The sequence below is a fragment of the Plantibacter sp. CFBP 8775 genome (assembly GCF_014839505.1).
Taxonomy (GTDB): Bacteria; Actinomycetota; Actinomycetes; order Actinomycetales; family Microbacteriaceae; genus Plantibacter; species Plantibacter auratus.
In genome coordinates this window covers 2,494,323-2,515,517 of the sequence record NZ_JACYNV010000001.1, presented here as the reverse complement: position 1 = coordinate 2,515,517, position 21,195 = coordinate 2,494,323, and the positions used below count along the sequence as shown (strand labels likewise).

The window sequence follows — 21,195 nt, the reverse complement described above, 5'->3', positions numbered from 1 at the left end:
TCGCGCAGCCCGGAGCGCAAGGCGGTGCTCCCTCACGGTCGGACGCTCGGCGGTCAGTTCGCCGCTGAGTCCGACGATGACGATCAACCCCTGGTTGGCAGTCGCCGACGCACACGCGTCCGTAGCGTCGATGGCACGAGGCAACCGCTACGAGCAGGAGGAAGACGCCATGACGATCGACGTGGAGGGGCTGACCAAAGCATACCGAGGCACGTACGCGGTGCGCGATGTGAGTTTCAGTGTCCAATCGGGCAAGGTCACCGGGTTCCTGGGGCCGAACGGCGCCGGCAAGTCCACGACGATGCGTTCGATCGTCGGGCTCGACCGTCCCACCGCTGGTCGTGCACGTATCGACGGCTCTGAGTACCGAGCGTTCGCCGCGCCGCTGCGCGAGGTCGGTGCTCTGCTGGACGCGAGGGCGGCGCACCGGTCGCGCTCGGCGCTGAACCACCTCGCCTCGATCGCGGCGACGCACCGCATTCCGCGCTCGCGCGTCGACGAGGTGCTCGAGGCGACGGGTCTCAGCGCGGTCGCCAGGAAGAAGGTCGGCGGGTTCTCCCTGGGGATGGGTCAGCGCTTGGGGATCGCCGCGGCACTGCTGGGCGATCCGGGCACGCTCATCCTCGACGAGCCGGTCAACGGCCTGGACCCCGAGGGCGTGACCTGGGTCCGGGAGCTCCTGGCCCGGCTGGCGGCCGAGGGGCGGACGGTGTTCCTGTCCTCGCACCTCCTGAACGAGCTCGCGCTCATCGCGGACCACGTGATCATCATCGGTCGCGGCGAGATCATCGCGGACGCTCCCATCGGTTCGCTCACCGAGCAGGGAGACGGTCGTGTCCGTGTTCGCGCCCTCGATGCGCCTGCACTCACTCGCCGGATCACCTCAGCGGGGGCGACCGTCGCGTCGAGCGAGCCGGGCGTGCTGGACGTGGAGGGCCTCTCCGCGGAGCAGATCGCCCGTGCCGCGCACGAGGCGGGAGTGCTGATCACTGAGCTGACGCCCCTGCGCCAGACCCTCGAAGAGGCCTACAACCGACTCACCCGCGACGCGCAGGAATTCGTCTCCGCCTGACGTCGCGTCCCCCTCGAAAGGACACCATCCTCATGAGCACCACCACCGGCATGGCCGCAGCACCCGTCGTGCGGCGCTTCTCCGCAAGCGATGTCAGCCTCGGCGGCACCATCGTCTCCGAATGGATCAAGTTCCGTGGACTCGCCTCGAACCACGTCCTCGCAGGATTCGCGTTCCTGCTGCTGACCGCGAACGGGATCGCGATGCCCTGGGCGTACGTCTTCCGCGACCGCGAGTCACCGAAGGCGGACTACGACGCCTACCCCGAGATGATCGTCGACAAGACCGGCTACGTCGGCATCGTCCTCGCGGTGCTCGCCGTCCTGATGATCACGAACGAGTACCGGTCCGCTCAGATCGGCACGACGCTGCTCGCGGTTCCGCGCCGGACGGCGGTGCTCGTCGCGAAGGCCTCGATCATCGCGGGTGTCTCGTTCCTCATCGGTGTCGTCAGCGCAGCCGTCGGGTTCGCGCTCGCGCCCATCATCCTGGCAGGGGGCGGGTACGGCTATGTGCTGGAGACACCCGACCTGGCGCGGTTGGTGCTCGGATCCGGGCTCTATCTGGCCACCATCAGCATCCTCGGAATCGCACTCGGCACCATCATCCGCAACGTCGTCGCCGCGGTGCTCGCGACGATCGTGTTCCTCCTCATCGTGCCGGTGATCCCGCAGATGTTCTCCGAATACGGCACCGAGATCACCCGCTTCTTCCCGATCCAGGCCGGCTCCCTGCTCCTCGCCCCGACCGGTACGGACCCGATGGGACCGTGGACCGGGTACGCCGTTCTGCTGATCTGGACGCTGGCGTCGTTCGTCGTCGCAGCGATCACGTTCCTTCGCCGGGACGCCTGAACGGTGCCCACGAGGTGCGCGAGGGAGAATGAGAGCCGAGCTCAGCGTGGAGGTGGCAAGGGTATGAGTGCGATCCAGCCGATCGTGGACGCCGCGGAGGTCGACCGTGTCCTCGGCACACGCATGCTGCGCTGGTTCAGCGCCCACCGGCGTGTGGTCGACGCACTGGTCGCTGGGACCTGTCTCCTGGTCCAGGCGCTCGGGCTGGTCCTGCCGGGTGCGCAATCGCTCTGGCCGGGGTTGCCGTTGGTGATCCTCTCGAGCGTGCTCCTGTTGTGGCGGCGTCGGTATCCGCGGGCGATTCTCGTCGCCGTCGCGCTCGCGAACACGGCGGGTGTGCTCTTGCCCGCCCCCGTCGCACCGGTGACGCTGCCCGCCGCCGTCGCGCTGTATACGGTAGCCGCCATGCTGCCCACCAGAGCCGCGCTGTCGGGCTACGTGGTCCTCGTGGGGCTCCCCGCTTCGGGACTGCTCGTCCGTCTGCTCATGACGGGGTCGACCCAGGCCCCGTCGTTGCTGGAACCGCTGGCGCTGCTCGCTCTTGCCGCAGGTGTCGCCGCCCGCGGTGTGACGCAGCGCCGAGCGGCCCTCACGCAACTCGTGAACCAACGACTCACCACGGCGCGGGTGGTGGAGCGGCAGCGGATCGCCGCGGAGATGCACGATGTCGTCGCCCACTCGCTGTCGACGATGATCTCCCTCGCGGACGGGGCGTCCAGCGGCTGGGAACGGCACCCCGGGCGGTCGGCCCGAGCGCTTGAGCAGCTGGGTGGTGTCGGGCGCAGCGCGCTGGGCGAGATGAACCGCGTCCTGCAGGTACTCCGAGAGGGCGATGCGGTGCTGGATCAGCGCCTGCATCGGTCGGGACACAACGTCTCCGACGTGGAGGAGGTCGTCGAAATCTTCCGCAGCACCGGCATGCCCGTCACGCTCACATGCTCCGGCGGGGCCATGCCGGAGCAGCCCGCTCTGGTGACGACGGTCTACCGGATCGTCCAGGAGTCGCTCACCAACGTGTTGCGGTACGCCGTCGGCCCCACGCGAGTCGAGGTCGGCATCGACGTGGCGCCCGGCACCGTCGCGGTGCGGGTCACCGACGACGGCCGCATCGACACCCACCGAACTCGTGCTCCGAGCCAGGGGAGTGGGCAGGGGCTCCCGGGTATCGCCGCTCGAGCCGCGGCGTACGGCGGCACGAGCGAAGCAGGTCCGTGCGCGGGCGGGGGCTGGTCGACGAGCGTGACGCTGCACATCGACCGAGGAGCAGCGACGTGAGCACGACCAGTCCCTCGATCATCAGCGTGCTGGTGGTGGACGACCAGGAACTCGTCCGGGTGGGCAGCGCGCTGACCCTGGATTCCGCGCCCGACATCGAGGTCGTGGGGGAGGCGGCGACAGGTGAGGAGGCGATTCGGCGTGCACGGGAACTGCGACCGGACGTCGTCCTCATGGATGTGCGGATGCCCGGCATGGGCGGCGTCGAAGCGACCAGGATCATCACCACGGTCCACCCGGCCACACGCGTCCTCATCCTCACCACCTTCGACATCGACGAGTACGCGTTCGGAGGCCTCCACGCCGGCGCCAGCGCCTTCCTGCTGAAGAGCACCCCACCAGACCAATTGCAGGAGGCTGTTCGGACGATCCATGCCGGCGATGCCGTCGTCGAACCCAGGATCACGAAGCGACTCATCGAGCACTATGCCTCCGGTGGACGGTCGCGCGAGCACGGGGGAGCAGGTGGGACAGCCCACCCGCTGGACCCGCTCAGCCCGCGCGAGCTCGACGTGTTCGGATGCATCGTCGTCGGGCTGTCGAATCGTGAGATCTCCGACGCACTCCACCTGTCGCCGTCCACGGTCAAAACGCACGTCAACCGGATCTTCGCCAAGTTGCACCTCCGCGACCGGGTCCACGCGGTGATCCTGGGACAGGACATCCGAACCCGAGCCGCGGGGCGGGGCTGATTCGGGTGAGTTGACATAATGTGCATTATCAGCTCTTTAAAGCCCGCCGCGAGCGGGGTCGGATCGGGTCACGTCGGCCTGCATCACCGACCTGAGGATCGCGATGGCGACCGGGGCGCGTCAGGAGCCGATGTACCGAGCGAGATGTTCTCCGGTCAGCGTCGAGCGATCGGCGACGAGCGCTGCGGGCGTCCCGGTGAACACCAGGCGTCCGCCGTCATGACCTGCGCCGGGTCCGAGGTCGACGATCCAGTCCGCATGCGCCATGACCGCCTGATGATGCTCGATGACGATGACCGACTTGCCGGAGTCCACCAACCGGTCCAGGAGCCCGAGCAGATTCTCCACATCGGCGAGGTGCAGGCCCGTCGTCGGCTCGTCCAGGATGTAGACCTCGCCCGAATCGGCCATCTGTGTCGCCAGCTTGAGTCGCTGTCGTTCACCTCCTGACAGGGTCGTCAACGGCTGTCCGAGGCTGACGTAGCCGAGCCCGACGTCGGCGAGTCGCGCCAGGATGACGTGCGCTGCGGGCGTCCGGGCCGGCCCGTCGGCGAAGAAGGCCTCGGCCTCCGTCACCGACATCGCGAGCACCTCGCTGATGTCCCGCTCCCCCAGCTGATATTCCAGAACGGAAGCATCGAACCGGCGGCCCTCGCACACCTCGCAGACGGTCGAGACGCTCGCCATGACGCCGAGATCGGTGAAGACGACCCCGGCGCCGTTGCAGTTCGGGCAGGCTCCCGCCGAGTTCGAGCTGAACAGCGCCGGCTTGACCCCGTTGGCCTTCGCGAACGCCTTGCGGATGGGCTCGAGCAGACCCGTGTACGTCGCCGGGTTACTGCGACGCGAGCCGCGGATCGGGCTCTGGTCGACCGTCACCACGCCGGGACGCCCGGCGACCGAGCCGTGGATGAGCGAGCTCTTGCCCGAGCCGGCGACTCCCGTGACGACCACGAGGACGCCGAGCGGCACGTCGACGTCGACGCCCTGCAGGTTGTGCCGGTCGGCGCCGCGGATCTCGATGACACCGGTCGGTCGACGCAACGCCGACTTGAGCGCGGCGCGGTCGTCGAAGTGGCGTCCGGTGAGCGTGTCGCTCGCCCGGAGGCCGTCCACACTCCCCTGGAACGTCACCTGTCCCCCGCCGGTCCCGGCTCCGGGGCCGAGGTCGACGACGTGGTCGGCGATCGTGATCGTCTCCGGCTTGTGCTCCACCACGAGGACGGTGTTCCCCTTGTCGCGGAGCCGGAGGAGCAGTTCGTTCATCCGCTGGATGTCATGCGGGTGCAGTCCGACGGTCGGCTCGTCGAACACGTAGGTCACGTCGGTGAGCGACGACCCCAGATGGCGGATCATCTTCGTCCGCTGCGCCTCCCCACCCGAGAGGGTGCCCGTCGTGCGGTCGAGTGACAGGTATCCCAGCCCGATGGCGACGAAGGAGTCCAGCGTCTCCTGGAGGACCGTCAGGAGCGGGCGCACCGACGGTTCGTCGAGCGCCCGGGTCCACGCCGCGAGGTCGCTGATCTGCATCGCGCACAGTTCGGCGATGTTCCGACCGGCGATGCGCGAACTCCGTGCGCCCTCGCTCAGGCGGGTCCCCTCACACGCCGGACACGTGGTGAAGGTGACGGCGCGGTCGACGAATGCGCGGATGTGCGGCTGCATCGCCTCACGGTCCTTCGAGAGGAACGACTTCTGCACCTTCGGGATCAGGCCCTCGTAGGTCATGTTGATGTCGCCGACCTTGACCTTCACCGGCTCCTTGTGGAGGAAGTCGTGGAGCTCCCGCTCCGTGTAGTCCTGGATGGGCTTGTCCGCGTCGAGGAATCCGGATCCGGTGAAGATCCGCACACCCCAGCCGTCGGGTGTGTAGCCGGGGATCGTGAGCGCGCCCTGGTTGAGCGACTTCGTGGCGTCGTAGAGCTGGGTACGGTCGATGTCGTTCACGGTCCCCATCCCCTCGCACCGCGGGCACATGCCGCCGGTGATCGAGAAGCTCCGCCGTTCCTTCGTGCTCTGTCCCCCGCGCTCGATGGTCACCGCCCCGGCGCCGCTGATCGAGGCGACGTTGAAGGAGAAGGCCTGCGGAGACCCGATGGACGGGTCTCCGATCCGACTGAAGAGGATGCGCAGCATGGTGTTCGCGTCGGTCGCCGTGCCCACCGTCGAACGTGAGTTCGCGCCCATCCGCTCCTGGTCGACGATGATCGCCGTGGTGAGTCCCTCGAGCACGTCGACGTCGGGCCGCGCCTGCGACGGCATGAAGCCCTGGACGAACGCGCTGTAGGTCTCGTTGATCATCCGCTGCGACTCGGCGGCGATCGTCCCGAAGACGAGCGAGCTCTTCCCCGAGCCGGACACACCCGTGAACAGGGTGAGGCGGCGCTTCGGGAGGTCGACGTCGACCTCGCGCAGATTGTGCTCGCGAGCACCCCTGACCCGGATGACGTCGTGGCTGTCGGCGGCCCTGGTGTGCATCGGCGTCTCGGTCATGGCGATCAGCGTATCCGTCGTCATCTGCTGGCGTCTCGCCTGGATCGGCACCGGGCCCGCGCGACCACGAAGGTCATGCTGTGAAACACCTGTGTGAATGCGTCACACTGGTGGAACGCACCCGGTCTGCTCGGGAGCGCCGCACTGTCCACCGTCAGGAGCCGACCATGTCCGAATCATCCACCACCACCTACACGCTGAACTCCGCCAAGCTGACCACGAGCCAGATCTCCGGTGTCCGATGGGCCTTCGCCGTCGGTGGGATCCTCACGATCCTCTTGGGTGTCTTCCTGCTGGTCGCGCCGAAGGCCTCGCTGGTCGCCGTCGCGTGGATCTTCGCCGTCTACTTCCTGATCGCCGGGATCGCCCGCATCACGCGTGGCGTCGTCGCCCGTGAGCACGGCGGACTCTGGCGGGTCCTCACGATCGTGTTCGGTGTGCTGCTGCTCGCCGCCGGCGTCTACATCTTCATCGATCCGCTGCTCGGCATCGGCGCACTCGTCTTCGTGATCGGTGTCTCCTGGATCGTCGAGGGCGTGGCCTCGTTGTTCGACTCGGCACCGGACGTGTCGCGGTGGATCACCATCCTCTACGGCGTCATCAGCGTCGTCGCCGGCGTGTTCGTGCTCGCGAACCCGCTGCTCGCCGCCGTGACCCTGCTGCTCGTCACCGCGTTCTTCCTCATCGCGGCCGGCGTCGTCGAGATCATCCAGGCGATCACCTTCGGCAAGCAGGTGAAGCGGGCCGGTCTCGCCGGCTGACCCGGGTGGCAGGACGACGAACGCCCGGCCCCTCGAGGGACCGGGCGTTCGTCGTGTCAGGATCGTCGCCTACTCGGCGATGAAGTCGCTCGTGTCCCCCACGTAGCGGGTGTGGTCCTCGGGGATCGGGTCCACGGCGGCCGAGGCGACCTCGGCCGCGAACTCGCCCACGTTGTAGAGACGACCGGCCGACTCCTTGCGGGAGCTGATCGCACCGGGGTTGGCGCGTTCGAGGAGGGTCGCGGTGATGGTCCCCTCGATCATGTCGCCCGAGACGACCACGAACTCGACACCGGCGGCGTCGAACTGGTCCTGCTTGGCGCGGAGCGCATCCTCGCCCGCGCGCTTGGAGGTCGCGACCGGCACGTACTCGGGCATCGTCGGCGTGGTCCGGATGAAGTGCGCCTGGTGGCTCGTGACGAACACGATCCGCGAGCCGGGGTGGAGGAGCGGGAGGGCCTGTTCGACGACGCTCACCTGTGCGTCACGGTTGAGCTGCATGGCGTAGTCCTCGGCCATGCCGCTCTCCATCCCTCCGGAGGCGTTCAGCACCAGGACGTCGAGGTCGCCGAGGTCGGCCTTCGTCGTCGCGAACATGGCGGCGACCGAGGCGGGGTCGGTGAGGTCGGCTCCGACCACCAGGGCCTGCACACCGAGGGCTCGCACCTCGTCGGCGAGCTTGACGGCGCGAGCCTCCTTGTTCCGGTAGTTGATCACGACGTTGGCGCCGGCACCGGCGAAGTACCGGATGGTGTCGGCACCGATGCCGCGGGACGAGCCCGTCACGAGGACGTTCTTCCCGGAGAGGGATCCGGCGGCCAGGGGGTTCGTCACGTGAGGGCTCCTTCAGATCTGGGGCCGCTCATCGGCGGCTGGTTCCAGCCAATGACCTTACCAACAACCGGCAGACGGATCCGGTTCGGTGGTCCACCCAGCTGATAGCGTTGAACCCGACCGGCGCACCGTCTCGCGCTCCCCCGGACTGCGAGGCGGCAGACGCGAGAGCCGATCCGGGAGGAATCCGCACCATGGACGTCATCACCGAGTACGCCTGGATCGCCTGGTTGGTCCTGATCCTCGTGTTCGTCATCATCGAGATCCTGTCGCTCGAGTTCACCTTCCTCATGCTCGCGCTCGGCGGCACCGTCGGGCTGCTCTCCGGCCTCCTCGGCGCTCCGTGGTGGCTCCAGCTACTCATCGCAGCCGCTGCCGCCCTCCTGCTCCTGTTGGCCGTCAGGCCGCCGCTGCTCCGAGCGCTGCAACGCGGCGCGGACCCGGCGAAGAGCAACGTCGACGCGCTCCTCGGCATGCCGGGACTCGTGCTCTCGACGGTGACCCCGCACGGTGGACAGGTGAAGCTCGGCAACGGCGAGGTCTGGACCGCCAGGACCCCGCACGACTCCCCCGCGTCGTCCCTCGAGCCCGGCACGCGCATCGTCCTGTCCGTCGTCGACGGTGCCACCGCCGTCGTCGTCCCCGTCCCAACCCACCCGGCACCGCTGGGCGAGCAGAAGGAGTAGTCGTGAACGACATCTCATCAGGAGCGATCATCGGCTGGGTGATCGCGGCCATCGTCGTCATCTTCGTGCTGGTGGTGCTGTTCCGATCCATCCGCATCATCCCGCAGGCGAGCGCCGGCGTGGTCGAGCGGCTCGGCAAGTACCACAAGACCCTCCTGCCGGGTCTGAACCTGCTCATCCCCTTCATCGACCGGTTGCGGCCGCTCATCGATCTGCGCGAGACCGTCGTCTCCTTCCCGCCGCAGCCGGTGATCACCGAGGACAACCTCGTCGTCTCGATCGACACGGTCGTCTACTTCCAGGTGACCGACGCCCGAGCCGCGACCTACGAGATCGCGAACTACCTGGGTGCCGTCGAGCAGCTGACCACGACCACGCTCCGAAACGTCGTCGGTGGGCTGAACCTCGAGGAGGCGCTGACGAGCCGCGACGAGATCAACAGCAAGCTCCGCATCGTGCTCGACGAGGCGACCGGCAAATGGGGTATCCGCGTCGGACGCGTCGAGCTCAAGGCGATCGACCCGCCGCTCTCCATCCAGGACTCCATGGAGAAGCAGATGAGGGCCGAGCGCGACCGTCGAGCCCTCATCCTCACCGCTGAGGGAACCAAGCAGTCGGCCATTCTGACGGCCGAGGGTGCGCGGCAGGCCGAGATCCTCCGCGCCGAGGGTGATGCCCAGGCAGCCGTGCTCCGTGCTCAGGGTGAGGCGTCCGCCATCCAGACGGTGTTCAAGGCCATCCACGACGGCGACCCCGACGAGAAGCTCCTGGGCTACCAGTACCTGCAGATGCTCCCGAAGCTCGCGGAAGGCCAGGCGAACAAGCTCTGGGTCATCCCGAGCGAACTGACCGAGGCGCTCAAGGGCATCGGCTCCGCCTTCGGGCCGGGGAACACCCGCGACCCTGCGGCCACGGCACGGGCGGCGGCCGCAGCTGCGCAGACGCCCTCCTTCACCACAGCGCCGGCCGCGTCACCCCAGACTCCACCGGCGCCGACGACCCCCGTCCAGCCCGAGGGCTGAGCACGCGGTGACGACAGCGGTCCTCCCCTACTTCCGTCCGGCCCGTCCTCGGGTCCTCGCCCATCGAGGGCTGGCCGGGCCGGGGGTTCCCGAGAACACGCTGTCGTCCTTCCGCCGTGCCCTGGCTGCCGGCGCCGAGTACGTCGAGACCGATGCGCACTGCACGCGCGACGGGCACGCCGTCCTCTTCCACGACCCGTCCCTGCGCCGCATCACGGGCGATCCGAGACCGATCGCCGACCTCGAACTCGCGGAACTCCAGCGGATCGACCTCGGCGGCGATCGCATCCCGACGTTGTCGGAGGCACTGGCAGAGTTCCCCGGGGCACGCTTCAACCTCGACATCAAGGCGGCGGCCGCGGCTGCACCGGCGGCCGCGGCGATCATCGGTGCCGGTGCGGCTGATCGGGTGCTCGTCACCTCCTTCGACGAGGGCAGACGTTCCGCGATCGTGCGGGCCGTCGGGCTGGAGGCCGGTGCCGACTCCGTGGCCTCATCCGCGTCGGCCCGGATCCTGCTCCGCGTCCTCCCCGCAGCCGCCCTCGGTCTCCGCGGAGCACTCCGCCGCTCGCTCGCCGATGTCCAGGCGCTCCAGGTGCCCGAACGGTTCCGCGGCGTGCCCGTCGTGACGAAGCGTCTCCTCGCACAGATGCACGCCCTCGGCATCGAGGTGCACGTGTGGACGGTCAACGACCCCGCAGACATGCGACGCCTACTGGATCTCGGCGTCGACGGCCTCGTCACCGACCGTTGCGATCTCGCGCTCGAGCTGGTCCGCTCGCGCTGACGGGTCAGGTCGCCACACCTGGCATCTCCGCAGCTGGGCAGGAGCTGAGAGCCGGATGGGTGAACGGAACAGTTTACCCAGCTTGTAGGTTTATAACTGTGGATGCCGAGCGAGAGGAGACCACACAATGGCAGATCGCAGTTTGCGCGGAATGCGCCTGGGCGCCCAGAGTCTACAAACGGAAGAGGGCGTCATATTCTCGGCGCGGAGCAACCACATCTACCGGTGTCAGAGTTGCGAGCGCGAGACCACCATGACCTTCGCCGCCGATGCGGAAGTCCCCGAACTGTGGGAGTGCCGCCATTGCGGTGCGGAGGCTGTCCTCCTCGTCGACTCGAAGCCCGTCGTCGTCGACCGCGGTGACGTGAAGACGCCCCGCAGCCACTGGGACATGCTGCTCGAGCGCCGCTCGCGCGATGAGCTCGAGGAGCTGCTCGAAGAGCGCCTCTCGTATCTCCGGGCCCGTCGCGGCCAGCAGAAGAGCGCGTGACACCGAGCTCCTGACAGGCCTCCCCTCGATCGGCTGATCCGGTATCGGATCAGCCGATCGTCATGTCCGGGGACGGTTCGAGACGCGCCGAGGTCTGGCGGCGAACCCGGCGAGGACCAGCGAGGCGAGTCCCATGCCACCGATGAACATCTCGAGCTGGTGACCGAAGGCCATCGACGGTGTGACCGTGTCCGCGAGCGGCACCTCGGAGACCATCGACCCGGGGCGGAAGGCCGGGATGCTGTCGATCGTCGAGCCGTCTGGGCCGATGATCTGACTGGTCCCCACGGTCGAGATGTTCACGACCGATCGTGCCGACTCGATCGCCCGGAGTCGAGCGATGGCCAGCTGCTGTTGATTCTCGTCCGTCTGCCCGAAGTCCGCGTTGTTGGTCTGGGCGAACACGATCCGCGCGCCGCCCGCCACCGCGTCGCGGGTGAGCTGGTCGTCGGCGATGTCGAAGCAGATGCTGATCCCTGCGAGCACGCCGTCGATGTCGAAGACGTTGTCCTTCGTACCCGGGGTGTACTCGCGCTGGATGAGGCCGATGAGGTCGGGTGCGAACGGCTCCCAGAACTTCCGGTCCGGGACGTATTCACCGAACGGGACCGGGTGCTTCTTGTCGTAGACGTCGCGGACGCCGTCCGAAGCGTCCCAGAGGAGTGACGAGTTGTAGTAGCGGTCGCCGCGTTGGGAGATCGCACCGACGACGAACGGTGCGTCCATGCGACGGCTCAACGCGTCGAGGGCCGCAGCCGATTGGGGAACCCGCTGCGGGTCGAGGTCTGCGCTGCCCTCGGGCCAGACCACGACGTCGACGTCCGCGTCGAGCACCTGCAACGTCTCGTCGATCTGGGTCTGCATGACGGTACCGGGTGCTGCGGCGTCGAAGTAGCCGGCGGGGCCGTTGCCCTGGATGGCAGCCACCCGCATGCTCCCGGTCGTCGCCGTCGGCCATGCCGGCACGACGAGCACCGCGATGACCGCGAGGACCGCGGTCCCGACCCGGCTGACCGTCGGGAGCTCCGCGGTCGCGGCGAGCTGCAGGGCGAGTGCCACGAGCAGCACCATGAGGAACGACAGCCCCGAGAACCCGACCCAGGCGACGAGCGGTGCGAACGGGCTCTCGGACTGGCTGAGTGCCATCCTCGCCCACGGGAATCCGCCGTAGGGCCAGGTGCTCACGAGCGTCTCGCGCGCGGTCCACAGGGCGGCGACGACCGCGGCGGTCAACCAGACCCGCCCCCCGATCCCGGGGAAGGCGCGCGGCACCCAGCGGTACGCCAGGGTGATGAGCACGGCCCCGAGCGCGAAGAAGATGGCCTCCAGCGTCGACAGTGCCGCCCACGGGACGGGACCCAGGTAGGCGGTCGCCCACTCGATGTGGATCAGATAGAAGGACTCCCCCGCCAGGAAGCCGACGAGGAGCGCGCCGCCGACGCTGCGCCCCATGAGGGTGAGGAGGACGAGGGCGATGCCGACGAACGTCAGGGGCCAGTCCCCGCGGTCCGGGAAGCCGGCGTCGAGGACCGGGCCGGCGGCGATGGCCACGACGGCCGCGAGCCAGAGCGGGAGCGGCGGACGACGGTCGACCAGCGCGTCGATCGGTCGGAGCCGGTCGCTCCGACGGTGCAGGGACCTCACAGCGAGCTGTACGCGACGATGCCGCGTCGGATCGAGTCCAGTGCCTCACGCGAATGACGGCCCACCGGTCCGTCGACGACGCGGAGTTGATCGAGCAGGTCGATGGTCTGCTTGCACCACCGCACGAAGTCGCCGGCGGCGAGTTCAGCCTCGATGAGCACCGTGTCGAGGTTCGCGCCCTTGGCCCACTGGTGCATCGCGAGGGAGAGGCCGGTCGAGATCGGGTTGCTCCCCGGGAGACGGTGCTCCCGTTCGCTGTCGTCGAGCCGACTCCAGAGGTCCTGCGTCCGTTCGAGCGCGGAGCGGAACGGGCCGCGGGGCAGGAAGCGCTCCGGGGTGTTCTGCTCCTCACGCCGTGGTTCGTACACGATCGCGGCGGCCATCGCCGCGAGGGATGCGGCATCGAGGTCGTTCCACGCACCGGTTCGCAGGCATTCCGCCACGAGGAGGTCCCGTTCTCCGTAGATGCGCTTCAAGGTGCGTCCGGGAGCCGCGACGACGACTGCGCCGTGCTCGTCGCGTGCCAGGTACTCGTACTCGAGCAGCACGTCGACGACCCGGTCGAACACACGAGCGACCGCGCCCGTCCGCGTCTGGATCTGCTGTCGCAGCTGGTCGGTCTGCTTCTTGAGCTTGAACCATCGTTCCGCCCAGCGAGCGTGGTCCTCGCGGTGCGGGCAGACGTGGCAGGCGTGAGCCCGCATGCGCTTGCGGAGTTCGGCGAGCTTGCGTTGGCGACGGTCCTTCGACGCGCGCGAGCCGTTCGGCTCGCCCTTGCGTTCGAGGTCCGTGAGCTCGCGCCGGATGCCCGCGTACTCAACGAAGTTCCCGAGGTGGCACGACATGGACTTCTCGTAGCCGGCGAGCGAGGACTCCTGCTCGCGCACCTTCCGGGCGATCCCGACGACGGCTCGGTCCGCCTGGAACTGCGCGAAGGACGACTCGAGGATCTGACGGGTGCGTTGACGGCCGAACTGGTCGATCAGGTTGACCGCCATGTTGTAGGTCGGGCGGAAGCTGGAGTTGAGCGGGTAGGTGCGTCGGGAGGCCAGCGAGGCGACGGACTGCGGGTGCAGCCCCTCGGTCCACTGGATCACGGCGTGGCCCTCGACGTCGATGCCACGGCGTCCGGCACGCCCCGTGATCTGGGTGTACTCCCCCGGGGTGATCGGGACGCGTGCCTCGCCGTTGAACTTCTCGAGCTTCTCGAGGACGACCGTCCTGGCCGGCATGTTGATGCCGAGCGCGAGGGTCTCGGTCGCGAAGACGACCTTCACGAGCTTCCGCCGGAAGAGCTCCTCGACGACCTCCTTGAACGCCGGCAGGAGACCGGCGTGGTGGGCGGCGACGCCCCGCTCCAGGCCGTCGAGCCACTCCCAGTAGCCGAGGACGGCGAGGTCCTCGTCGAGAAGGGTCCGGCAGTGCTCGTCGACGATCTGGCGGATCTCGTCGCGTTCGTGCGCCTCGGTCAGCCTGATGCCGGAACGGAGGACCTGCTTGACCGCCTGGTCGCACCCGACCCGGCTGAAGACGAAGAAGATCGCCGGGAGCAGGTGGTGGTCGTCGAGCATCTGGACGAAATGCCCGCGGTCGAGCTTCTCGGCCCGATGCGGGGCTCGGCGCTGGTTGTAGCGGCTGATGTCCTTGTACTGACGGCTGTTCGGTGCACGGCCGCCGAACTGCGCCATGCGGACGAGCTCGGGGTTGACCTGGTGGGTGTCGGCGAGGCTCGGCGCGGCGAACAGGTCGATGAGTTTGTTCCGCATCAGCACGTGCTGGGTGAGGGGCACCGGGCGCTCCTCGGACACGATGACGGCGGTGTCGCCGCGGACGGCCTGGAGCCAGTCACCGAACTCCTCGGCGTTCGAGACGGTCGCGCTCAACGACACCATCCGGACGGCCTGCGGGAGGTGGATGATGACCTCCTCCCACACCGCTCCGCGGAACCGGTCCGCCAGGTAATGGACCTCGTCCATGATGACGAAGGCGAGATCGGTCAGTGCGTCGGAGTCCGCGTACAGCATGTTGCGGAGGACCTCGGTCGTCATGACGACGATGCGGGCGTTGCCGTTCACGTTCGTATCGCCCGTGAGCAGGCCGACGTGCTCGGAACCGTACTCGGCGGTGAGCTCCTGGAACTTCTGGTTGCTGAGCGCCTTCATCGGCGTCGTGTAGAAGACCTTGCCGCGGTCGCCGTGCATGGCGAGGGCGATCGCGAACTCGGCGACGATGGTCTTGCCGGCCCCCGTCGGCGCTGCGACGAGGACGCTGCTGCCGTTCTCGATCCGCTCGCACGCCTCGAGCTGGAACGCGTCGAGGTCGAACCGCTGCTTCGCGCGGAACTCCTGGAGCCTCGGTGTCGCGTTCCGGACCGCCGCTGCCCGATATCGCTCGGCAGGGGAAGCGGTGTCGCTCATGCGAGCCCTGCGCTACCGAGTTCGGCGTCGATGCGTCGCTGCCGCTTGGCCGCACTGCGGTCGTGGAGGACGGCGACGCCGTAGGCCGCGAAGTACAAGAGGACCATCGGGATCGCCAGGACGAACATCGACACGATGTCGGCGGCGGGTGTGGCGATGGCCGTGAAGAGCACGATGACGAGGATCGCGACCCGCCATGCCTTGATGATCGCGGCTGCGGAGAGCACACCGACGAAGTTCAACAGGACGAGGAACACGGGCAGGACGAAGGCGACACCGACCGCGAGCACCAGCTTCAGGACGAAGTCGTAGTAGGTGGTGGCGTCGAGGAAGTTGGCCGCCGCCGTCGGGGTGAAGCCGAGCATGAGCTCGACGATGTGCGGCAACACGAACCAACCCGCGTAGCAGCCCGCGAGGAACAGCGGCACGGCGGTCGCGAAGAACCCGATCGCGTACTTCAGCTCCTTGCGCGTCAGGCCGGGCACGAGGAACGCCCAGATCTGGTAGAGCCACACCGGGCTGGACAGGACCACGCCTGTGGTGAGCGCGATCTTCATCCGCAGGTCGAACGCGCTCGTGACGTTGGTGAAGTTCAGGAACGCCTGCCCGCGATCCTCAGCGATGACGAGGATGGGAGCGCTCATCGCCTCGATGATCCACTCGGAGGCGATGAAGCCCGCGACCATGCCGACGATGATGCCGATGGCGGAGTAGAACAACCGCTTCCGCAACTCGACGAGGTGCTCGCCGAGGGACATCCGTCCTTCGCGGTTCTGTTTCTTGGGACGCTTCTCGGTCAGGGCCACGGCGACATCGTCCGTTCCTGAGCAGCGTGTTCGAGGCGCACTCGTCGGGGGCCAGGTGCTGGCGTCATCGGGCTCGGGTGGTCCTCAGGGTTACGGCTTGACCGGCGGGTCGGTCGGCTTCTGCGGGGCCGTCGCGGCCGGCGTCTGGTCGGCGGGTGCCGCACTCGCGGGCGGAACGGTTCCCGTCGCGTCGGGCGAGGCGGGCTCGTCGTCGCGCATGCTCTTGACCTCGCTCTTGAAGATCCGCATCGACTGGCCGACGCTGCGGGCGAGACCCGGGAGCTTCGGTGCTCCGAACAGCAGCAGGACGATGAGGAGGATGATGACGAGGTGCCACCCGGTGAATGCGTTGCCGAACATAGTCTTCGTTCCTGATCTTCGAGGTCGAGGTCCACTCACTCTACCCTGCATCTCCCGCTCTCCTGCCGGGAGTCTCGGGAGTCAGCTCCCGGATGTCGTGCGGTACTGCGCGAGACCGGCGGCCGCCCAATCGGCGACCGCGTCGCGCGCGTCCGCCGGGCCGAGCACGGTGATGAGCCCGGGGTGTGCGGCGACCAGTCGTTTGAGGCCGTGATGGTGCGCGAGGCGCAGGGTCGCGGTCACCTCGGCGTCGCTGTCCTCGCGGGCTGCGGGGCCGCCTGGCGCGCTGTCGACGGCGACCACGTAGTCGTCGATGAGCGGCAGGACCGAGCGTCGGACGAGCACGGTGACGTTGCGGTCAGAGTCGCTCGGCTCGAACAACGCGGTCGGGACGACGACGTCCGCTTCGCGGAACACGACCTCGGCGTCGGTCTCCCGGAGCTCGGTCATCCGATCGAGACGGAAGCGACGCGTCGCCTCGCGCAGGTGGCACCACCCGTAGAGGTACCAGTCCTGGTCCTGGGACTCGAGGCGCAGCGGGTCCACCAGCCTCGCCTCGGTCGCCCCACTCGCGTCGACGTAGTCGAACGCGACGCTGTGGCCGGCGGCCAGAGCCGACCGGATGATGCCGACCGCGTGTGCGGAGTAGGACTCGGTGACCGCGAGCTGGCCCGGTGCCGACGACGCCCCGCGGGCGAGCTTGGCCATCACGCCGCCGATGACGTCGCTGTCGACGAACTCGGGAAGGCGCTGGAGCGACTGCAGGCCGGCGATGAGGGCGGAGGCCTCGCGGGCTGAGAAGCGGGGACTGTCGTCGAGGGCGACCCGGTGGGTGAGGACGATCTCGTCGTCCTCCTCGAAGCTGCCCCAGTCGATGTCGAAGAGGTCGCCGGCGAGGTACTGCCGGGTGTCGCCCGGCACGCCGGACACCGTCAAGAGCTCGACCGCTTCTCGGATCTGGCGCGGGGACAGCCCGAAGTGCCGCGCGGCCTCGTCGACCGTGACCCGCTCGCGGTCGATGAGGTACGGCACGAGCGAGAGGAGGAAGATCAGCTTGTCCTGGGCGCGGGGCGCCGCCGGTCGCTTAGCCACGGGCGGTCTCCTCGGGGTGTGGTGCGTCGTCCGTCGAGCGGTGGCGGGCGACGACCAGCTCGAGTCTGGACGCCACGGCCTCGACGAGCGCCGGAGGGTCGAGGACGACGACCTCCGGGCCGAACCCGGCGAGCTCGTCGGCGAGGATGTGGTGGTCGAGGTACGGGATGGTGAGTTCCGTGCGCTCCGTGTCGCTGACGCCGTAGCGGTTGCCGAGGCGGGCCGCGGCGTCGGTTCCGGGCCGGACACGGACGAGGGCGCGCTGCGACGAGGACACACGGCGCAGGCCGTCGATCGCGTCGGCGGCGTGGTCGCGGGCGTCGGCGGGGAACGACTCCCCCGTCGGCTTGACCGGACCGACGATCCGCGACAGGAGGAACGTCCGGGGCTCGTCCACCGTCCGGTCGGTCGCGTAGAGGTGCCAGCGACCCTCGTGCTGGACGAGTGCCAGCGGTGCGACGGTGCGGACGCGTGGCCGGGCCTCGCCGGGCTTCAGGTAGGGGAAGGTGACCACTGACCGTCGTTCGAGCGCTGCGTCGAGCGGTTCGAACGAGGCCTCCCGGGTGCGGAGTCTCGGCGCGTATCCGATGATCGGTTCATCGGGCTCGATGCCGAGCGACCGCAACTTCGTCATCGCTCGCTGCGACTGGCCGGAGAGCGACCCCTCGCGCCACACGGTGGCTGCGAGCGACAGCAGCGACAGCTCCGCCGGGGTGAACCGGACGTCGGTGGGAAGCTCGTAGGCGCCCTTCGGGATCCGGTAGCGCATCGACTGGTTGTTGCCGGGTTCGCCCGGCTGCTCGATCGTCTCGAGCGGGACGCCGAGTTCGCGGATGTTGTCCTTGTCGCGCTCGAACTGTCGCTCGAGGCTGGCGTTGCCGCCGCCACTCGAATACTGCTGGCGGTACCCCTGGACGGTCGACAGGATCTCGTTCTTCGTCAGGCCGGTCTGCGTGGCGAGGAGCGCGAGCACGAGGCTGAAGAGTCGCTCCTCCACCGGGACCGGCTTCGGGGACTCGCGGGCTGAGGACACCGGTCCAGTCTACCGACGGACGGCCCGTCCCCCACCCGCGACGCGGGCGTGGGACGGGCCGTCTCCGAGGCGTGTCGGTTACTTCGCCGCGCGCTGGGTGCCGAGCACATCGATGACGAACACGAGTGTCGCGCCGGCCGGGACGCTGCCCGAACCCTGCTCGCCGTAGCCGTCCTTCGGCGCCACCACGAGGATGATCTGCGAGCCGACCTGCTGGCCGACGACCGCGTCGTTGAAGGCCTTGATCATCTGACCGCCGTCGGCCTGGAAGACGAGGGGCTGGCCCTTCTCCCAGCTGCTGTCGAAGACGCTCTTCTGATCCCACAGCACGCCGGTGTAGTTGACGATGACCTGGTCGCCGGCCTTGACCGTGGCACCGTCGCCGACACGGGACAGGGTGTGCTTCGTCTCGGTCGGGGCGGGGGCCGCCGGGATGGTGATACCGGGCTGACCGTTCGGAGCGGTCACGACGGAGGGGAACCCCGACGGGATCGGGCGCTCGGCACCGTCGGCCTTGGGCAGCGCCGCACCCTGGATGTCGGCGACGAGGATGATCGCGTCGTCCTTCTTGATGCCGTTCGCCTCGCTGCCACCGCTCGGGCCGAACGCGTCCTCGGGTGAGATCGCCGCGACGACGCGGGATCCGACCGTCGTGCAGGCGAACGCCTTCGCGAAGCCGGGGAGGCTTCCGGACAGGGCGATGAGGGTGCTCGCGGGCCCGCTGAAGTCCGTCTGCTGCAGGACATCGCCCGTGCGTCCGTTGAGGAGCATCAGGTTGAGGTTGACGGTGCCGTCGGCCGAGACCTGCTGACCGTCGCCCTGGATCACGACCTGGCGCTCCGTCGTCTTCGTGTACAGCGGCTTCGGGAGCTCCACCTTCGGGGTGGCGCCGAAGTCGCCCGACACGCTGATGAGCTTCGTCGCGTCGCCGGCGGACGCCGCGGTGTCGCACGAGGCCGAACCCGGCGCGGTGCACCCGGTGAGGGAGACGAGCAGGAGGCCTGCTGCGGCGATGAGAGCTGGTGCAGTGCGCACGGATCCTCGTTTCGGTGGTACGGGTGGGACGGCAGGTCGCCGTCGCACAGTTTAGTCGACGTGAACCGGGGTCAACGATCGTCGCCGAGCGGCGGCTCAGCGGCGGACGGTTCGACCGACCCGTCGGGCCCCGCGCTCTCGCCGTCGAGGCCCCGCGCACGGGACAGCTCGGCGCTCGCCCCGGCGCTCCTGGCGCGCTTCCGCAGGATCTTCGCGCTCGCGGAGCGTTCCCCGAGGGCGCCCGGCGTCCACAGCTCGACGTCCTCGGCGCTGAAGTCGCTCTTCGAGGCGCGTCGCTTGAGCTCGGGCAGGACCGTACCGGGCGCGAGCTTCCGTGCGGTGATGAGGAAGCCCGTGTGTCCGATCATCCGGTGGTCCGGTCGCACGGCGAGTCCCTCGACGTGCCACCCGCGCATCATGGTCTCGTTCGACTGGGGGTTCGTGAAGCCGCCCGTCCCTCGGATCGCCTCGGCGACCCGGGACAGCTGGGTGACGGTGGCGACGTAACAGAGGATCACGCCGCCGGGCTTCAGCGCCTCCCACGCGACGTCGAGGCACTCCCACGGTGCGAGCATGTCGAGCACCACGCGGTCGACGGATTCGGCGGGCATCGTGTCGGGCAGGGTCTCCTGGAGGTCGCCGACCGTGACCGACCAGTTCTGCGGGTCATAGCCGAAGAAGGTCGCGACGTTGCCGCGGGCGACGTCGGCGAACTCGTCCCGACGCTCGAAGGAGGCCAACCTGCCCGACGGTCCGATGGCCCGGAGGAGCCAGAGGGAGAGCGCACCGGAACCGACACCGGCCTCGACGACCGTCGCGCCAGGGAAGATGTCCGCCTGGCCGATGATCTCGGCCGCGTCCTTCGGGTAGATGATGGCGGCACCGCGAGGCATCGACATCACGAAGTCGACCAGCAGCGGCCGGAGCGCGAGGTGCTCGATGCCCTCGGTGTTGGCGACGACGCTGCCGTCCGGCAGGCCGATGATCGTGGTGTGCTCGATCATCCCGCGGTGCGTGTGGAAGACCTTGCCGGCCTCCAGCGTGATGGTGTTCTTCCGCCCCTTCGGTCCGGTCAGCTGCACGCGGTCACCCTCGCGGAAGGGGCCGCTGTTCGCCGGCTGGTGGTTCGCGCTCATCGCTGTGCTGCCTCTGTCTCGGGGTGGTGGGTGGTGCCGCTCGCGGTCGAGCGCAGCTCGGCGAGGTCGGCGACGGAGCGCCCGGCGAGGGTGTCCCAGGTGGTGTGGTGCGGGCCCTCGGGGATCGGCACGATGTGCGGGACGGACACGGCGATGGTCCCCGCCGCGAGCGCGGACGCGAGACCGGTGGCGGAGTCCTCGATCGCGATGCACTCGCGCGGGTCGACGCCGAGTGCTTCGGCGGCCCTGAGGTAGGGGTCCGGATGGGGCTTGGGCTGCTCGACCTCGTCGCCGGCGACGATGAGGCCGAATGCGTCGAACGGGATGCCGCTCGCGATGTCCTCGGCCATGGACCGGATCGACATGGTGACGAGTGCGGTCGGCACGCCGGCCTCCCGGAGCTCGTGGAGCAGCTCCTGGGCGCCGGGACGGAACGGGACGCCGCGTTCCTGGATGAGGCGCCGGACGTGGTCCGTGAGGTGGGCGACGATCGTGTCCGCGTCCAGCGCGACGCCGCGGCCCTGGAGCACGGCGGCGGAGTCCCAGAGTCCGTTCCCGACGAGCAGGAGGCCGTCCTCATGGGTCCAGGTGCCACCGTGGGCCGCGACCAGCTCGGTCTCGGCCTCCATCCAGTAGGGCTCGGTGTCGACGACGGTGCCGTCCATGTCCCAGAGGACTGCGGCAGGGAGGAGAGTGGTCACGGGGT

General features: G+C 68.8%; 20 protein-coding genes. 9 read left to right on the top strand and 11 right to left on the bottom strand.

Annotated elements, in window-relative coordinates; all coding sequences use genetic code 11:
* Positions 1-169: 169 nt before the first annotated feature.
* The 4 genes from IFR14_RS11845 to IFR14_RS20900 all read left to right on the top strand — a co-directional run bounded on the left by IFR14_RS11845 (position 170) and on the right by IFR14_RS20900 (position 3,893).
* A complete protein-coding gene (locus IFR14_RS11845) occupies positions 170-1,072 on the top strand; it encodes an ABC transporter ATP-binding protein (protein WP_191941316.1) in 903 nt (300 codons plus the stop codon).
* A gap of 32 nt (positions 1,073-1,104) precedes the next feature.
* A complete protein-coding gene (locus tag IFR14_RS11840) occupies positions 1,105-1,926 on the top strand; it encodes an ABC transporter permease (protein WP_191941126.1) in 822 nt (273 codons plus the stop codon).
* 63 nt (positions 1,927-1,989) lie between these two features.
* Positions 1,990-3,201 carry a sensor histidine kinase gene (locus IFR14_RS20905; RefSeq protein ID WP_137241639.1) on the top strand — a complete coding sequence of 404 codons (1,212 nt, stop codon included), beginning with the start codon at positions 1,990-1,992 and terminating at the stop codon, positions 3,199-3,201.
* Entirely contained in the window at positions 3,198-3,893 is a 696-nt protein-coding gene (locus IFR14_RS20900) for a response regulator transcription factor (RefSeq protein WP_229938910.1), read from the top strand. The genes IFR14_RS20905 and IFR14_RS20900 overlap by 4 nt, the downstream gene beginning before the upstream one ends.
* Positions 3,894-4,013: 120 nt before the next feature.
* Here IFR14_RS20900 and IFR14_RS11830 read toward each other — a convergent pair whose 3' ends face one another.
* Positions 4,014-6,386, bottom strand: a complete 2,373-nt coding sequence (locus IFR14_RS11830; protein WP_191941125.1) for an ATP-binding cassette domain-containing protein — start codon at positions 6,384-6,386, stop codon at positions 4,014-4,016.
* 167 nt (positions 6,387-6,553) lie between these two features.
* On the opposite strand from IFR14_RS11830, the gene IFR14_RS11825 reads away from it, so the two are divergent.
* Positions 6,554-7,147 (top strand): HdeD family acid-resistance protein, encoded by a 594-nt coding sequence (locus IFR14_RS11825; RefSeq protein ID WP_137241640.1) that lies wholly within the window; start codon positions 6,554-6,556, stop codon positions 7,145-7,147.
* 69 nt (positions 7,148-7,216) lie between these two features.
* Here IFR14_RS11825 and IFR14_RS11820 read toward each other — a convergent pair whose 3' ends face one another.
* Positions 7,217-7,981 carry an SDR family oxidoreductase gene (locus tag IFR14_RS11820; protein ID WP_137241641.1) on the bottom strand — a complete coding sequence of 255 codons (765 nt, stop codon included), beginning with the start codon at positions 7,979-7,981 and terminating at the stop codon, positions 7,217-7,219.
* Positions 7,982-8,175: 194 nt separating this feature from the next.
* Between IFR14_RS11820 and IFR14_RS11815 the strand changes: the two genes are divergently transcribed.
* The 4 genes from IFR14_RS11815 (at position 8,176) to IFR14_RS11800 (ending at position 10,966) form a co-directional block, all read left to right on the top strand.
* A complete protein-coding gene (locus tag IFR14_RS11815) occupies positions 8,176-8,667 on the top strand; it encodes an NfeD family protein (protein ID WP_064296968.1) in 492 nt (163 codons plus the stop codon).
* Positions 8,668-8,669: 2 nt separating this feature from the next.
* Complete coding sequence (locus IFR14_RS11810; RefSeq protein WP_124769383.1) at positions 8,670-9,689, top strand: SPFH domain-containing protein; 1,020 nt, start codon at positions 8,670-8,672, stop codon at positions 9,687-9,689.
* Between the two features lie 7 nt (positions 9,690-9,696).
* Positions 9,697-10,476 (top strand): glycerophosphodiester phosphodiesterase family protein, encoded by a 780-nt coding sequence (locus IFR14_RS11805; RefSeq protein WP_191941124.1) that lies wholly within the window; start codon positions 9,697-9,699, stop codon positions 10,474-10,476.
* A 127-nt stretch (positions 10,477-10,603) separates the two neighbouring features.
* On the top strand, positions 10,604-10,966 hold the full coding sequence (locus tag IFR14_RS11800; RefSeq protein ID WP_064296965.1) for an RNA polymerase-binding protein RbpA: 363 nt from the start codon (positions 10,604-10,606) through the stop codon (positions 10,964-10,966).
* 60 nt (positions 10,967-11,026) lie between these two features.
* Here the strand turns inward: IFR14_RS11800 and lnt are convergent, their stop codons facing one another.
* From lnt to IFR14_RS11755, 9 genes are all read right to left on the bottom strand, one after another.
* Positions 11,027-12,610 carry an apolipoprotein N-acyltransferase gene (gene lnt, locus IFR14_RS11795; protein ID WP_240043846.1) on the bottom strand — a complete coding sequence of 528 codons (1,584 nt, stop codon included), beginning with the start codon at positions 12,608-12,610 and terminating at the stop codon, positions 11,027-11,029.
* Positions 12,607-15,027 carry a DEAD/DEAH box helicase gene (locus IFR14_RS11790; protein WP_137241643.1) on the bottom strand — a complete coding sequence of 807 codons (2,421 nt, stop codon included), beginning with the start codon at positions 15,025-15,027 and terminating at the stop codon, positions 12,607-12,609. Before IFR14_RS11790 ends, lnt begins: the two co-directional genes overlap by 4 nt.
* Positions 15,024-15,785: a twin-arginine translocase subunit TatC gene (gene tatC, locus IFR14_RS11785; protein ID WP_137243061.1), complete on the bottom strand. Its 762-nt coding sequence runs from the start codon at positions 15,783-15,785 to the stop codon at positions 15,024-15,026. Before tatC ends, IFR14_RS11790 begins: the two co-directional genes overlap by 4 nt.
* A gap of 138 nt (positions 15,786-15,923) precedes the next feature.
* Complete coding sequence (gene tatA / locus IFR14_RS11780) at positions 15,924-16,193, bottom strand: Sec-independent protein translocase subunit TatA (RefSeq protein WP_064296963.1); 270 nt, start codon at positions 16,191-16,193, stop codon at positions 15,924-15,926.
* 81 nt (positions 16,194-16,274) lie between these two features.
* Positions 16,275-17,285, bottom strand: coding sequence for a helix-turn-helix transcriptional regulator (locus IFR14_RS11775; RefSeq protein ID WP_137241644.1), 1,011 nt, complete (start codon positions 17,283-17,285; stop codon positions 16,275-16,277).
* On the bottom strand, positions 17,278-18,318 hold the full coding sequence (locus IFR14_RS11770) for a helix-turn-helix transcriptional regulator (protein WP_137241645.1): 1,041 nt from the start codon (positions 18,316-18,318) through the stop codon (positions 17,278-17,280). Before IFR14_RS11770 ends, IFR14_RS11775 begins: the two co-directional genes overlap by 8 nt.
* A gap of 78 nt (positions 18,319-18,396) precedes the next feature.
* The gene (locus IFR14_RS11765) at positions 18,397-19,353 is read right to left on the bottom strand and encodes an FKBP-type peptidyl-prolyl cis-trans isomerase (protein ID WP_137241646.1); all 957 of its coding nucleotides are present in this window, start codon (positions 19,351-19,353) and stop codon (positions 18,397-18,399) included.
* A 71-nt stretch (positions 19,354-19,424) separates the two neighbouring features.
* On the bottom strand, positions 19,425-20,489 hold the full coding sequence (locus tag IFR14_RS11760) for a tRNA (adenine-N1)-methyltransferase (RefSeq protein WP_086473243.1): 1,065 nt from the start codon (positions 20,487-20,489) through the stop codon (positions 19,425-19,427).
* Positions 20,486-21,190 (bottom strand): HAD family hydrolase, encoded by a 705-nt coding sequence (locus IFR14_RS11755; protein WP_342365687.1) that lies wholly within the window; start codon positions 21,188-21,190, stop codon positions 20,486-20,488. The genes IFR14_RS11760 and IFR14_RS11755 overlap by 4 nt, the downstream gene beginning before the upstream one ends.
* Between the last annotated feature and the right edge of the window lie 5 nt (positions 21,191-21,195).

Bases quoted from the DNA above. Each gene is read 5' to 3' on its own strand.
- IFR14_RS20905 (WP_137241639.1), top strand. From the start codon at position 1,990: ATGAGTGCGATCCAGCCGATCGTGGACGCCGCGGAGGTCGACCGTGTC.
- tatA (WP_064296963.1), bottom strand. From the start codon at position 16,193: ATGTTCGGCAACGCATTCACCGGGTGGCACCTCGTCATCATCCTCCTC.
- IFR14_RS11840 (WP_191941126.1), top strand. From the start codon at position 1,105: ATGAGCACCACCACCGGCATGGCCGCAGCACCCGTCGTGCGGCGCTTC.
- IFR14_RS11815 (WP_064296968.1), top strand. From the start codon at position 8,176: ATGGACGTCATCACCGAGTACGCCTGGATCGCCTGGTTGGTCCTGATC.
- IFR14_RS11760 (WP_086473243.1), bottom strand. From the start codon at position 20,489: ATGAGCGCGAACCACCAGCCGGCGAACAGCGGCCCCTTCCGCGAGGGT.
- IFR14_RS11830 (WP_191941125.1), bottom strand. From the start codon at position 6,386: ATGACCGAGACGCCGATGCACACCAGGGCCGCCGACAGCCACGACGTC.
- IFR14_RS11845 (WP_191941316.1), top strand. From the start codon at position 170: ATGACGATCGACGTGGAGGGGCTGACCAAAGCATACCGAGGCACGTAC.
- IFR14_RS11790 (WP_137241643.1), bottom strand. From the start codon at position 15,027: ATGAGCGACACCGCTTCCCCTGCCGAGCGATATCGGGCAGCGGCGGTC.
- IFR14_RS11825 (WP_137241640.1), top strand. From the start codon at position 6,554: ATGTCCGAATCATCCACCACCACCTACACGCTGAACTCCGCCAAGCTG.
- IFR14_RS11800 (WP_064296965.1), top strand. From the start codon at position 10,604: ATGGCAGATCGCAGTTTGCGCGGAATGCGCCTGGGCGCCCAGAGTCTA.
- tatC (WP_137243061.1), bottom strand. From the start codon at position 15,785: ATGTCCCTCGGCGAGCACCTCGTCGAGTTGCGGAAGCGGTTGTTCTAC.